This window comes from Altererythrobacter sp. BO-6, assembly GCF_011047315.1.
Taxonomy (GTDB): domain Bacteria; phylum Pseudomonadota; class Alphaproteobacteria; order Sphingomonadales; family Sphingomonadaceae; genus Erythrobacter.
This window is the reverse complement of sequence record NZ_CP049259.1, coordinates 2190140-2203473: the sequence shown is the minus strand read 5'-3', so window position 1 is coordinate 2203473 and position 13334 is coordinate 2190140. Positions and strand designations below refer to the sequence as shown.

Below are 13334 nucleotides of genomic sequence, written 5' to 3'. Positions count from 1 at the left end.
AATTGCTGCCCAGCGTGGGCACCTGACGCCACGCCGCCGACAAGGGCTGATGCAAGGCGTGTCGCGCTTTGCTAACCGTCGATTTGTGGTTTGACAAGATAAAACTAACTGGTAAGTTTCATTGCAATCGCCAGATTGCGATTGCTCGCTTCATGGAGCTGATCCGAGAGGATCCAGGAGAATTGACGATGTCTGTTATCAAGGTACAGGATATAGCGCACGTCCGGTATGCGGCGCCGGACCTTGCTGCCATGCGAATGTTCCTCGAAGATTTCGGCATGAAGTGCTTCGAGGCGGGTGGCCGACTTTATGGCAAGGGCACCGATGGCAGGCCCTTTTTTCACGTGACCGAACCGGGCAAGGCAGAGTTCCTCGCCGTTGGCTTCTTCGCCCGATCAATCGAGGATCTGGAAATTCTCGCGACGCACGATGGTGTTGCGGTTGAGGATTCAACCGAACCGGGCGGTGGCAAAATCGTGCGCCTGATCGATCCCGACGGGTACAGGGTCGAGATCGTGGCCGGACAGGAGTGCGCAGAGCCCTCGATCCCGACGATCCGCGATCCAATCAATACGCCAGAGGAGAAGCCCAGGCTGAACCGCCCGGTCCGGATGAAGGCCGGGCCTTCGCACCCGCACCGCATCGGGCACACCGGGCTTGCGGTCAGAGACTTTCGTGTGAGCGAGAAATGGTACAAGGACCGCTTCGGCTTGCTGACCACTAATGAATTCGAGATTGCCAAGGATGTAAGGTCTGGCGCGTTTTTGCGTGTAGACCTTGGCGATCAGCCCGCAGATCACCACGCGCTGGCACTGCTTCAGTTACCGGGCGGACGCCGCAACTTGCATGCCGCATTCGAAGTCCCAAACATCGACGACCTGATGTTGGGGCACAACCATCTCAAGGCAAAGAAGCACAAGGCTTTCTGGAGCCTTGGGAAGCACATTCTGGGCAGCCAGGTTTTCGACTACTGGAAAGACCCGTTCGGCAATGAGCTGGAACATTGGACCGATGGCGATGTCTACACTGCTGACGATCCGCCCACCGTCGAGACCTTGCAAGCCCTGGTCGGTGCCCAGTGGGGCCCATCCTTGCCAACCGGCGTGGTTCCTGTTGGCGCCGCCGGCTGGCTACTTTCAACGTCCGTTCGTCTGCAACGCTTTTTCTCTCGCCAATCCGAAGGACAAAACGCATGAAACTTTGCACTTACACCGCCAATGGCCAGACCCGCACTGGTATTGTTGTCGGAGACTCGGTTGTCGACACCGGCGTTCCCGGCACCATGATCGATCTCATCCGCGACTGGGACAGCCTCAAGGCCGGCCTTGAAGCGAAGGCTGCTGCGGGTGGCGGTGTGCCGCTTTCGTCTGTGAAGCTCGAGGCACCGATCCAGCGCCCCGGAAAGATTTTTGGCGCGACCCTGAACTACCATTCGCATATCGAGGAAGGCAGGAAATTCGGCGCCGACACCCAAGTTCCGAGCCGCCCCGGATTCTTCACCAAGGCCCAGACAAGCATCAACGGCCCCTATGACCCGATCCTGATCCCCAAGGGAACCAAGGTTCCCGCCGAGCATGTCAGCCACTTTCCTGACAAGATCAAAGGGATCTTCGCTATCGCCGAATCCAGCACGGACCACGAGGTTGAACTTGTCGCAGTGATCGGCAAGGGCGGCAAGCATATCGCCGGGACAGATGCGCTTGGTGCTGTCTTCGGCTACTGCGTGGGCAACGAGGTAACCGAACGCACCTGGCAGATTGCCAGCCCGCAATGGTCGCTCGGCAAGAGCTTCGACACACACGCGCCGATCGGCCCCTGGATCGTGACCGCTGATGAGGTGGGCGATCCGCAGGCACTGGGTCTGCGCTGTTACGTCAATGGCGAACTGCGCCAAGACAACAGCACCAGCGACATGGTCTTCCCCGTCGCCACACAGGTGGAGCATCTGTCCGTCGGCATGACCCTGGAACCGGGCGACCTCATCTTTACCGGTACGCCCGCCGGCGTCGGTGTCGCCAACATGCCGCCCAAGTTCCTCAAACCCGGCGATGTGGTGCGCTGCGAGATCGACAAGCTGGGCCATATCGAAGGCACCATGGTGGCTGAAGCGTAAATCATGGGCACAAACAATCCATACCGGGTCGCAATTGTGGGCGGCGGCTATGCGGGATTTTCCCTGGCGCGCCGCCTGGACCCTCATGTCGATGTGACGCTGATCGAGGCGCGCGAGGCTTTCGTCATGATCCCGGCCACATTGCGCGCTGTTGTGGAAACACAGTGGCTTGACGAGATTGTAATTCCCTATGACCGCCTGCTGAAACGTGGACGGGTAGTTCGCGGGCGCGTTGTCGCAATCGACCAGGGGGGGTATCGCTCGCCGATGGTGTGCGGATCGAGGCGGATGCCATCGTCGTCGCCACGGGATCGAACTACGCCGCGCCGTTCAAGCCCCAGGATGATAGTATCGCTACCTTCAAAAAGACGCTGATTGACACCGCGAGTCAGATCGCCGCGTCAGACAGTGTCGTTATCGTGGGCACCGGCGCGGCGGGCGTGGAATTGGCCGGCGAAATCAAGGTGGCTTATCCCGGCAAGTCAGTGACGCTGGTTGGCGATCAGGCGCGACTGTTCCCGATGTATGCCGAAAAGCTGCACAAGGAATTGTCTGGGCGGCTTGAAACGCTTGGGGTGAGAGTCCGCCTCAATTCTCCGGTGAGCGGTCTCAGGCAAACCAATGCGCCCTATGACGGTGAGATCACACTGGTTGATGGAACCAAACTGTCCGGCCTGATTGTCCCGGCGATCGGCGCGCGCCCAGCTGACAGCCCTGCGCATGAACTTCCCGGTGCCCGGCGCGAACCCAACGGGCAATTGGCGGTCGATGCCTGGCTGCGCCCGTCGAGCCTGCCCAATGTCTTTGTCGCGGGGGATCTTGCGGCAACCGGCGATGGCATGACCATCGTCACCATTGGCAAGCATGTGCCCTGGTTGAAGCGCACCCTGCTCAAGCTCTCTGAAGGACAAGCGTTGGAGAATCTCGCGCCCTACAAGGGCTGGCGCATTCCGCCGATCCTCGTTCCATTGGGCCCTGAACTGGGCGTCAGCCTCGTTCCTTTGGGCAAGAATGGGACGACTCTTGGAGATTGGTTCACCAGCAAGCTCAAGGGCAAGAATCATTTCGCTCCGCGCTACCACAAGGAATTCAACCGATAGCGCATTTCGGCAGGCCCCGACTGGCCTGTGGGCAGACGAAGCCTGGCGCCACAACTCAGCATTGGTAAGGAATGGTATGCTGAATGATCTGGAGCACCCGGCCAGGAAGGAATCTACCCTAGGTCACCGACTCATAAAGCGCATCCAGATTCTTGCGGCGGCGAGTTTGATGAGGGCGATGTAGTTTTCGGGATGCTTTTCGTATCGCGTGGCGATGGCGCGGTAGTGTTTGATTTTGCTGAAGAAGCGTTCGACGGCGTTGCGTAGTTTGTAGAGCGGGGCGCTGAAGGTGGGGTGGCGGACCCGGCCCGGCATAGGCTTGATGTTTGCCATGACGCCGCGCTCTTGCATTGCGGCGCGCAGGGCGTCGGAGTCGTAAGCCCGGTCGGCGAGCAGGACATCGCCGGCCTCCAGGCTGTCGAACATGTCGGCAGCGCTGCGCCCGTCATTGGCTTGGCCCGGCGTGATCTTGAGCAAGATCGGCAAACCGTTGGCATCGACCAGCGCATGGATCTTGGTCGTCAGCCCGCCTCTTGAGCGCCCCATGCATCGGGGGTCAGCTGTGTCCCCGGTCTCGGTTTGCGGACCCCCTTTTTACTGTTCGCGGCGTGCTGGTGAACCCGGATCGACGAACTGTCGATCATCTGCACGTCGCCTTCATAAGCAGCCGCAACCGCCGCAAACAGCCGGTCCCACACCCCCTCTTTGCGCCAGCGCACGAACCGGTTGTAGCAAGTCATCGCCGGGCCATAACGCTCGGGAATATCCGCCCAGGGCGAACCCGTGCGCAGCCGCCAGTAAATCCCGTTCAATACCCGCCGGTCATCGACCCGCGGAACCCCGCGCGGCTTGTTCGGAAGCAGTGGCTCGATGATCGACCACTCAAAATCGCTCAGCTCATATCGACGTGAACTCATCCCCAATCTCCTCTCGGAAACTGAATCAGATCACGACGGCTATGGGAATCCCATTTATGAGTTTATGACCTAGAGTATTTTCGCCTTGTTGACGCGGGGATGCCTGTTTTTCACCTGTTTACCGAAGACTTCCAGTTCTACTTTCCCAAGTTCGGCATTGGCCGCGGCGTCGAAGAGTTCATGGAACTCGCGATCGGCGCCCAAACGTCCATCGGCAAGATCGCGCACCGGATCGACAATCTTCTGGCGCCTAGCGGCAGCAACTTAGTGGTTGCAGAAGGTGTAACCACAGGGTCTGACGGCCAAGGCAAGGAATGGAGCGGTGGTGAAACCCCTGGCGGTCGGTTCTGCAGTGTCTTCTCTTTCAATGCAGACGGCCAAATTGATCGAATGCATGTCTACCTCGACCCTGACTACACTGGAGAGCATCAGGAGGGCTTCCGTTGGCCAAATCGCAAGCGGCAGGAATGGTAGCACTGGGGAGGACGCTAAGGGACAATAGCCAACCGGAGAGTGACGGATTTGGAAACGCTGGAGGGCAAGGTTGCCATCATCACTGGGGCCGCGAGCGGAATGGGCGCGGCGAAGGCGAAACTGTTTGCCGCCCGCGGCGCGCAGGTCGTCGCCACCGACATCGCCGCGTTTGCATCCGAACCTTCAGACAGCGAGGCACTTGTCGTCGAAACGCTGCACCATGATGTCGGAGATGAAGCCAGCTGGGATAGCGTAGTCAGGTATGCGCTGGACCATTTCGGACGGATCGATGTGCTGGTGAACAACGCGGGAATCTACAAGCCCTTAAGCCTTGTCGATACCGACCTCGCGAACTGGGATGCCCACTACCGGGTCAACCAGCTGAGCGTGTTCCTGGGGATGCGCGCCTGCATGGCGCACATGCCGTCCGGCAGTTCGATCATCAATGTTTCGTCGGTGGCGGCGATGGGCGGAAGCCCCGGTTCGTTTGCCTATGGTTCGAGCAAATGGGCAGTCCGCGGGATGACCAAGCTTGCGGCATCCGAGCTCGCGCCGCGCGGCATCAGGGTAAACTCGGTGCACCCCGGTCTGATTGACACGCCGATGATCGCGGTGAACGGCGAGGAAATCAATCGCATGGTCTCGGCACAGATTCCACTTGGCCGGTTGGGCTCACCCGTAGACGTTGCGCGATTGGCGCTGTTCCTCGCGTCAGACGCATCAAGTTACATCACGGGTGCTGAAGTTGTTATAGGTGGCGGGATCTGATCCCATCGTCTGTCAACCACTGGGACGCGCCGGCAACATTCTTTTCGAATTTGGGCAAACAAGAAGAGCAGTGCCTGCTACTGGCGTTCCATCATCACCGCATCATCGGGAAAGTTAAACCATTCCTGCGCACTGCTGGTCCACCAATGGCTGGTGGGAGAAGCACCTGAGGTATCATCAAGCGTGCCTGTCTTGATGAACAGGAATGCCGCCGATTGCCCCTGTGGGATTTCCGAGATCAGCGGCGAGCCGCACTTGGCGCAGAAACGCCGGATGACAGAGCCGCCGCTTTCAGCCGTATCGTGAAAATCGGTCAGGACGCCCGTCATCTTCAACGCTTCGCGCGGCACACGGGCGATGACAGAGAGCGCCGATCCTGACTGCTTCTGGCAATGGGTGCAATGGCAGGCGCTCACGCCCAGCGGTGGCCATGCGACCTCGTACCGCACCGCGCCGCACAGGCATCCCCCTGATCTCGTCTCGCTCATGCTAGGTTCCTCACTAACTGGGCTGATATTGATCCGAAAGCAGCGGCACCCCTAACCTGCCATCGCCTTCAAACTTGCCGCGACCGGGATGCCCTGCCTCTCCAGCGCTGCAACAATCTTGCCCGAACCCTCCAGTTCACCCCAGAACATCGGGCCGCCGCGATAGGCGGGCCAGCCATAGCCATGGACCCAGACCACATCGATGTCGGACGCGCGCTGGGCTATTCCTTCTTCGAGGATTCGGTGGCCTTCGTTGACCATCGGGTAGAGCGTGCGCTCGACGATTTCCTGGTCGCCAATGTCCCGCTTGGGCAGGTTCGATCGTGGAACGGAAGGCCTCGATGATCGCGAGGGCTTCGGGCGAGGGTGTACCGTTACGCCGTTCGTCGTAGTCGTAGAACCCCTTCCTGTTTTTCTGACCAAGCCGACCCGCAGCACAAAGCGCATCGCGGATCGTTTCGACCCGCGAAGGATCGCGGTGCCAGCCCACATCGAGCCCCGCCAGATCGCTCATCTGGAATGGCCCCATCGGCATGCCGAAGGCGAAATGGACCTGGTCGATCTGCTCGGGTGAGGCGCCTTCAAGCAGCAGTTGCAGCGCCGCCTGCTGGCGCTGGGCAAGCATGCGGTTGCCGATGAATCCGTGGCACACGCCTGCCACAACCGCGATCTTGCCGATCCGCTTGGCCAAGGCCATCACGGTCGCGAGCGCATCGTCCGAAGTCTTGTCGCCGCGCACCACTTCGAGCAGCTTCATCACGTTGGCGGGCGAGAAGAAATGCATTCCCAGCACGTCCTGCGGCCGCGATGTCGCCGAAGCAATCTGGTTCACGTCAAGGTAGCTGGTGTTGGTGGCAAGGATTGCGCCTGGCTTGCAGATCCGGTCGAGTTTGGCGAACACCTCTTGCTTGAGGTCCATCGCTTCATAGACGGCCTCGATCACCAGATCGCAGTCGGAAAGATCTTCGAGAGCGAGCGACGGGCTCAAGAGGCCCATGATCTGCTCGACCTGCGCCGAGGTGAAACGGCCCTTGCCAGCCGAAGCTTCGAAGCTCCTGCGGATCACCCCGACACCACGGTCGAGGTTGTCCTGCGCCTGCTCGACAATTGTGACCGGAATGCCCTTTTGCAGGAAGTTCATGGCAATGCTGCCGCCCATGGTTCCCGCGCCAACCACGCCGACATGCTTGATCTCGCGCAGTGGGATGTCCTTGGCCAGACCTTCGATCTTGGCCGCCTGGCGCTCGCCAAAGAACATGTGCCTCTGCGCCTTGGTCTGTGTTCCCTCTCGCAGGCGCACGAACTCCTCACGTTCGAAACGCAGTCCATCCTCTGGATCCTGCACCTTGGCCGCAACCTCGATGCATTGGAGCGCCGAATAGGGAGCGTCAAAGCCCCTCCATTTCCTGGCATTCTCAACCTTGAGCCTATCGATGGAGGCAAGGTCGCCACTGACCGGCAGGCTACGGGCCGAACGCGGGCCCTTGGCTATACATTCGCGGGCAAAGGCGATCGCGTCGGCCTTGAGGCTGGCTTCGCCAGCCAGCCTGTCGATCAGCCCCCTTGCATGCCCTTCGACTGCCGAGATCGGTTCGCCAAGCGACACCATGATCGCCGCCTGCTCGATCCCGACGATGCGCGGCAAGCGCTGCGTGCCGCCGGCACCCGGCACCAGGCCAAGCTTGACCTCCGGCAATCCTAGCTGGGCTGAAGGCACCGCGATGCGGTAATGGCAGACCAAAGCCAACTCCAATCCGCCGCCCAGCGCGGAGCCGTGAATTGCAGCCACGATCGGCTTCGCCGCATATTCGAAGGTGTCGAACACTTCGAGAAAGGTGAGGCCGCTCGGAATATTGGGGTTGCCCATTTCCGATATGTCGGCGCCGGCAATGAAGGTGCGGCCAGCGCAGATCAGCACGATCGCCTTGACGCTCTCGTCCGTTACCGCCTTACCAATCTCTTCGCCGATCCCGTTGCGGACATGCCAGCTCAAAGCGTTAACGGGCGGGTTGTCGACCGTGAGGATCAGAACTTCGCCATCACGCGTTGAAGTCACTGATTGCATTTGCGCCCTCCAATCTCGTTCGCTCAAATCGTCTGCGCATTCCCACAACGACCTGCACTTGACAAGAAAAACTTACCCGTTAGTTTCATATCAAAGATGGCGGGACTGAGGCTGCGCGGCGCTTGAGAAATAGTGAAGGGTTTCCCGTTGCGATGCCCAACTCGACACTGCCTGCTATCGTTGATTGCTGGCTGGCAGCAGGTCGTCATCATTCATGGATCGGCACCTGAAGCTGCGCCAGCTGAAAGACCGTTTCACCTTCGGAGGTTCAATGCATCCGTCTGTCTACGCCAAGTCTCACCCGGATAGAGCCGCGTATGTCATGGCAACCTCTGGCGAGGTGGTCACGTATCGCGACCTTGATGAGCGCTCGAACCAGGCCGCGCATCTACTGCAGTCGTTTGGACTCAAGACCGGTGACGTGGTTGCCGTGTGCATGGACAACAACCCTCGCTTCTTCGAGGTCGTCTGGGGCGCGCAGCGTTCAGGTCTCTATTATGCCTGCATCTCGTCCAAGCTCTCGGCGGGGGAAATTAACTACATCGTGCGGGATTGCGGTGCTCGGGCCTTGGTAGTTTCACCCGGCATCGGTGCTGCTGCAGACGAGCTGCCCGGTGTCTTGCCCGGTGATGTCAAGCTGTTCATGACCGGTGCGGGCAGCGCTCCTTATACCAGTTGGGAAAAAGCGCGGGATGTGTTTCCGACAATCGCCGTGCCCGACGGGACCGCTGGCGGATCGATCCTCTATTCCTCCGGAACGACCGGAAAGCCCAAGGGAATCAAGCGCCCACTGACAGGCGGCTCGATCCTCGACAAGACTTTCCTCGATCACCTTATGCAGGGGCCTTTCGCTATAGGCGAAGCGTGCACCTACCTTTCACCGGCTCCGCTCTACCACGCTGCACCCCTTGGATGGGCACTTGGAATTCACCGCCTGGGCGGCACGGTAATCGTGATGGAGAAGTTCGATCCCCAGCATGTCCTACAACTGATCGAACGCTACCAGATCGAAGTCGCCCAATTCGTGCCGACCCATTTCGTGCGGATGCTCAAGCTTCCCCCCGGAACAGCCGAGAAATACGATATCTCAAGCTTGGTGTCTGTCATTCATGCCGCCGCGCCATGCCCGGTTCCCGTCAAGGAGCAGATGATCGAATGGTTCGGACCGATCATCCACGAATACTACTCCGGCTCCGAAGGCATCGGATTCTGCCATCTCACTTCCGAAGAATGGCTGGGGCACAAGGGTTCGGTTGGCCGGGCGATAGTCGGCAAGATCCAGATCTGCGACGAAGATGGGGAGCCGCTGCCGCCGCGCAGCGAAGGGGTTGTCCACTTCTCCGATGGACCGCCGCTGAGCTACCACAACGCCCCTGAGAAGGTGGCCGAGAACAGCAACAAATATGGCTGGACCACATTGGGTGATGTGGGTTGGGTGGACGAGGAAGGCTACCTCTACCTTACTGACCGCAGGAGCTTCATGATCATTTCGGGCGGGGTCAACATCTACCCCCAGGAGATCGAAAACCTCCTGATCATGCACCCCAAGGTTGCCGATGCAGCCGTTGTCGGCGCACCGAACGAAGACATGGGCGAGGAAGTGGCTGCCGTGATCCAGCCGCAGGACTGGAACGACGCAGGGCCCACTTTGCGGGACGAACTGCTCGCCTATGCCCGGGCGAACCTCTCGCACGTCAAGACGCCGCGCCGGCTGGATTTCATGGAGGAGCTCCCCCGCCACCCGAACGGCAAGCTTTACAAGCGGCTCCTACGCGACAGCTACTGGGGCAAGGGTCAGACGACAATCGTCTGAAGCGCCGGCCCGCCCAATCGAGATTCGGACAGAAACAAGGAAGGCAGACAAGAACCATGAAGCTAAACAATTCGATCTCCGCAGTCGTCACCGGCGGGGCCTCGGGGCTTGGGCAGGCAGCGGCCGAAGCGCTTGCAGCCCAAGGCGTGAAGGTTGCCATCTTCGACATCAACGAGGAACGCGGCGAGGCGGTTGCCAAGGCGATCGGTGGCATCTTCTGCAACGTCAATATCATGAGCGAGGAAAACGCGGTCGCAGGATTCGCCAACGCACGTGCGGCGCATGGCCAGGAACGCATCCTGGTCCATTGTGCAATGGCATCACGGCGCGGCAAGACTCTGGCTTTCGACAAGGAAACCGGTAAGTTCAAGCGGACGTCCACCGAAGACTATGAATTCGGGGTCCAGGGCATCCTCGTCGCGTCTTACCGCATGGCATCGCTCTCGGCGCTTGGCATGAGCGAGCTCGAGCCGCTCGAGGATGGCGAACGGGGCTGCATTACCCTGACCGCTTCGGTCGCCGCCCAGGACGCGCAGATCGGTCAGGTCATCTACGGCTCGGCCAAGGCCGGCGTGAACGGACTGGTTCTGCCGATCGCCCGAGACCTGATGGACCTCGGCATACGCTGCAATTCGATCATGCCGGGAATTTTCGCAACGCCGCTGGTCAGCAACATGCCGCAGAACGTCATCGATGCCCTGGGCGCTGCAGTTCCTTTCCCCAAGCGCCTTGGCAAACCCGAAGAATTCGGCAGCCTCGTGACAGAGCTCAATCGCAACACCTATTTCAATGGCCAAAGCATCCGCCTCGACGGTGCGATCCGTATGGCACCGAAATAAGCGTGGAGCGGATCTCGCACCCCACTGCGGACCAGTCTCCATTCGGCGCTCCAGAGTTTGTTTACCCGCCTGAATGGCAGGGCTGGTTCACCGTCGGGATTCTCACGACCTTGATGACCCTGTCGGTGCTCGACCGCAATCTGCTTTCGCTGCTGGTCATACCGATTCAGGCCGATCTGGGTTTCAGCGAAATCCAGATGGGAGCACTGATGGGGCTCGCCTTCGGCCTGTTCTTCTGCCTTGGCGCTTTGCCGATCGGCTGGGCTCTTGACCGATATAGCCGCCCCTTCGTGATCTGGGCGGGGGTAACAGTCTGGAGCATCGGCACCATGGCCTGCGGCATGGCGCAGAATTTCTGGTCGTTTTTTGCGGCACGAGCCACGATCGGCACCGGCGAAGCCGTGCTGGGTCCGGGATCACAATCGCTCCTGTCCGACTTCTTCCCGCCCAAACGGCTGGCACTTCCGATGGCGGTCTATTCAACAGGCATCAAGATCGGGGCAGGAGTTTCCCTCGCGATCGGTGGGGCGTTGACCCTCCTCATTACACCGGGCGCAACTTATAACCTTCTTGGGCTGGTGACTTTACGAGGCTGGCAGGCGATCTTTCTGATCGTCGGGGCACCCGGCCTTCTTGTGGCCTTCCTTGCCTTTACCATCCGAGACCCCCGCATCAGTCAGCGCCGGGCAGTCCCGAAAGTGGGCTACGCCGATTACGCACGGGTGGTAATGGCCAATTGGCGGTTTGTCGTGCCGCATCATCTTGGTCTGGTGCTGGTGGGTATCGTTGCCGTGGGCCTCCAAGCTTGGATGCCGACTTTCTTTGAGCGCGTACACGGTCTCTCCACCGCCCAGATCGGTCCATCGCTGGGGCTGGCAATTACAGTTGGGACGGTCATCGGGCTTCCCTTGCATGGCAAACTGGTCGATCATTGGTTCTCGCGGGGTGTCACAGATGCACATCTGCGTTATGTTGCGGCAACCACGCTGATCGCAACGCCCGTCGCCATTGCGATCTTTACGGTTTCGGACCCAGGCCACGCGTTGGCCCTAGTCGGGGTCTATTTCCTTATTGTCTCGGGATACCTCAGCCTTCCTTTGACGATCTTGCCGATCGTTATGCCTGCAGAGATGCGCGGCAAGGCAGCATCGGTCGTCGTCGCGATCAATGGCGTTCTGGCACTTGGGGCCGCCCCGCTGCTAGTGGCGGCTGTCACCGAAGCACTGGGCGGCGGCCAGGCGGTCGGACAGTCACTGATGCTGTGTTCGCTCGTGATACTACCGCTCAGTGCATTGCTTTTCTGGCTCGCCTTGCCTTCGGTTCGATCGATCATGGCGTCCCGGACCGAGACCTGATCATCATGAAGCGCGATACCCAGAACGCCAGATCCCTACGCTACGCTTCAGGCCGCCCAGCAGGGTGACCACAACCGCCGGGACTCTAACTTAACCGGTGGACCACCCTAATGGGGCAGGTCATGATCCTGACAGAGATGGTATTCAATGCTTTTAGTCAATAATCCCGAGCCAGCGCAACTGCTCTCCCAAGCGCAAGGTCGCGTGCCCGCGAATGAATCATCCTGCGCCCTGTCCCTGGCCTGCCTCGATCTGGTGGACAGCGGGGAGCCCCGCCATGGCTTCCCGCCGTTGCTCGGCATTTGCGGCGCGCAGGGCTCGGGCAAGTCCACCCTTTGCGAACTGATCGCGCTGGCCATGGCCGAATGGGGCACACGCCCGGTGGTCGTCCTCTCGCTCGACGATTTCTACCGGACGCGGGCCGAGCGTCAGGCCCTGGCCGCCACAATCCACCCGCTCTGCGCGACCCGCGGCGTCCCCGGAACCCATGACGTCGCCCTGCTCGACGAATGCCTCTCGCGCCTGCTCGGAGCCGGCGATGACGAGATCATCGCGATCCCCCGCTTTGACAAGCTCGCGGATGACCGCCTGCCGCGCGAGAAATGGGCCGAGTTCAGAGGCCGCCCGGGCTTTATCGTCATCGAAGGCTGGTGCATCGGCATCACCGCAGACCGGCTGCCGCCATGGCAGGGTCCGCTCAACGCGCTCGAGAGGGAATGCGATCCACAGGGTGAATGGCTCGCCTGGTCCCGCGAAGAATTGAAGCGGGGCTACGCCACCTTGTGGAAGATGCTCGACGGCCTCGTCGGCATCCGCCAGCCTGACATGGAAAGCGTGATCGCCTCGCGCATCAGACAGGAAGAAGGACTGCGCGCCGCCCGCGGCCCCGGCGCCAAGGCGATGAGCCCCGCCAATGTGCGTCGCTTCGTCGAGCACTACGAACGTTACACCCTGGCGCTCGCCTCCGCCCTTCCGGCCATCGCCGACCTGCTGGTCGAGCGCGATGCCGATTTCAACTACCACATCCAGACAGCGCAAGGCCACATCCGATGATAATTCCCGTGTCGCAGACCTGTCGCATCGCCGTCAAGACCGCACCCGAGGCCACCGAGGTCCTCGAATTCCCGATCCCGCCCATCGGCGAGACCGAGGGCCTGCTGCGGATCGAGGCCTGCGGCGTCGGCGGGGCCGAGCCGGAGCACTACCGGTCGCCGCGCCGGGTGCCGATCGCAATGGGCCACCAGATCGTTGGGACGATCGTCGCCCTTGGGGCCAAGGCCGGGCGCATGTGGAACGTGGAACTGGGCGAGCGGGTAGCCCCGCTGGATTCTGCTGCGCGCGAAGCGATCCTCGGAGGGAATGCGGCGCGTATTTTCTTCGGACAAACGGTCTGACACCTGAC

Annotated in this window: 11 protein-coding genes and 2 pseudogenes; 10 read left to right on the top strand and 3 right to left on the bottom strand. The window is 60.6% G+C overall.

Annotated elements, in window-relative coordinates; genetic code table 11:
* The first annotated feature begins 68 nt into the window (after positions 1–68).
* The 3 genes from G6N82_RS10780 to G6N82_RS10770 all read left to right on the top strand — a co-directional run bounded on the left by G6N82_RS10780 (position 69) and on the right by G6N82_RS10770 (position 3213).
* Positions 69–1196: a VOC family protein gene (locus G6N82_RS10780; protein ID WP_241255078.1), complete on the top strand. Its 1128-nt coding sequence runs from the start codon at positions 69–71 to the stop codon at positions 1194–1196.
* A complete protein-coding gene (locus G6N82_RS10775) occupies positions 1193–2113 on the top strand; it encodes a fumarylacetoacetate hydrolase family protein (protein WP_165196355.1) in 921 nt (306 codons plus the stop codon). The genes G6N82_RS10780 and G6N82_RS10775 overlap by 4 nt, the downstream gene beginning before the upstream one ends.
* A gap of 272 nt (positions 2114–2385) precedes the next feature.
* Positions 2386–3213, top strand: coding sequence for an FAD-dependent oxidoreductase (locus G6N82_RS10770; RefSeq protein WP_165196353.1), 828 nt, complete (start codon positions 2386–2388; stop codon positions 3211–3213).
* Between the two features lie 123 nt (positions 3214–3336).
* Here G6N82_RS10770 and G6N82_RS10765 read toward each other — a convergent pair.
* Positions 3337–4130: pseudogene (locus tag G6N82_RS10765) on the bottom strand (IS5 family transposase).
* A gap of 99 nt (positions 4131–4229) precedes the next feature.
* On the opposite strand from G6N82_RS10765, the gene G6N82_RS10760 reads away from it, so the two are divergent.
* Both G6N82_RS10760 and G6N82_RS10755 read left to right on the top strand, forming a co-directional pair.
* Positions 4230–4604 (top strand): nuclear transport factor 2 family protein, encoded by a 375-nt coding sequence (locus G6N82_RS10760; RefSeq protein WP_165196351.1) that lies wholly within the window; start codon positions 4230–4232, stop codon positions 4602–4604.
* A gap of 39 nt (positions 4605–4643) precedes the next feature.
* On the top strand, positions 4644–5372 hold the full coding sequence (locus G6N82_RS10755) for an SDR family NAD(P)-dependent oxidoreductase (RefSeq protein WP_241255077.1): 729 nt from the start codon (positions 4644–4646) through the stop codon (positions 5370–5372).
* A gap of 77 nt (positions 5373–5449) precedes the next feature.
* On the opposite strand, the gene G6N82_RS10750 is transcribed toward G6N82_RS10755, so the two are convergent.
* Positions 5450–5860, bottom strand: coding sequence for a GFA family protein (locus G6N82_RS10750; RefSeq protein WP_165196349.1), 411 nt, complete (start codon positions 5858–5860; stop codon positions 5450–5452).
* 51 nt (positions 5861–5911) lie between these two features.
* Positions 5912–7925, bottom strand: a pseudogene (locus G6N82_RS10745) (3-hydroxyacyl-CoA dehydrogenase NAD-binding domain-containing protein).
* A 214-nt stretch (positions 7926–8139) separates the two neighbouring features.
* On the opposite strand from G6N82_RS10745, the gene G6N82_RS10740 reads away from it, so the two are divergent.
* The 5 genes from G6N82_RS10740 to G6N82_RS10720 all read left to right on the top strand — a co-directional run bounded on the left by G6N82_RS10740 (position 8140) and on the right by G6N82_RS10720 (position 13326).
* Positions 8140–9738, top strand: coding sequence for an acyl-CoA synthetase (locus G6N82_RS10740; RefSeq protein ID WP_241255076.1), 1599 nt, complete (start codon positions 8140–8142; stop codon positions 9736–9738).
* 56 nt (positions 9739–9794) lie between these two features.
* On the top strand, positions 9795–10577 hold the full coding sequence (locus G6N82_RS10735; protein ID WP_165196347.1) for an SDR family oxidoreductase: 783 nt from the start codon (positions 9795–9797) through the stop codon (positions 10575–10577).
* A 2-nt stretch (positions 10578–10579) separates the two neighbouring features.
* Entirely contained in the window at positions 10580–11932 is a 1353-nt protein-coding gene (locus G6N82_RS10730) for an MFS transporter (RefSeq protein ID WP_241255075.1), read from the top strand.
* A gap of 147 nt (positions 11933–12079) precedes the next feature.
* Entirely contained in the window at positions 12080–12985 is a 906-nt protein-coding gene (locus tag G6N82_RS10725; protein ID WP_165196345.1) for a kinase, read from the top strand.
* Positions 12982–13326 carry an alcohol dehydrogenase catalytic domain-containing protein gene (locus tag G6N82_RS10720; RefSeq protein ID WP_165196343.1) on the top strand — a complete coding sequence of 115 codons (345 nt, stop codon included), beginning with the start codon at positions 12982–12984 and terminating at the stop codon, positions 13324–13326. Before G6N82_RS10725 ends, G6N82_RS10720 begins: the two co-directional genes overlap by 4 nt.
* Positions 13327–13334 lie beyond the last annotated feature (8 nt).

Excerpts from the sequence above, each read along its gene's own strand:
- G6N82_RS10720 (WP_165196343.1), top strand. The coding sequence starts at position 12,982 with ATGATAATTCCCGTGTCGCAGACCTGTCGCATCGCCGTCAAGACCGCA.
- G6N82_RS10775 (WP_165196355.1), top strand. The coding sequence starts at position 1,193 with ATGAAACTTTGCACTTACACCGCCAATGGCCAGACCCGCACTGGTATT.
- G6N82_RS10725 (WP_165196345.1), top strand. The coding sequence starts at position 12,080 with ATGCTTTTAGTCAATAATCCCGAGCCAGCGCAACTGCTCTCCCAAGCG.
- G6N82_RS10750 (WP_165196349.1), bottom strand. The coding sequence starts at position 5,860 with ATGAGCGAGACGAGATCAGGGGGATGCCTGTGCGGCGCGGTGCGGTAC.
- G6N82_RS10760 (WP_165196351.1), top strand. The coding sequence starts at position 4,230 with ATGCCTGTTTTTCACCTGTTTACCGAAGACTTCCAGTTCTACTTTCCC.
- G6N82_RS10735 (WP_165196347.1), top strand. The coding sequence starts at position 9,795 with ATGAAGCTAAACAATTCGATCTCCGCAGTCGTCACCGGCGGGGCCTCG.
- G6N82_RS10740 (WP_241255076.1), top strand. The coding sequence starts at position 8,140 with ATGGATCGGCACCTGAAGCTGCGCCAGCTGAAAGACCGTTTCACCTTC.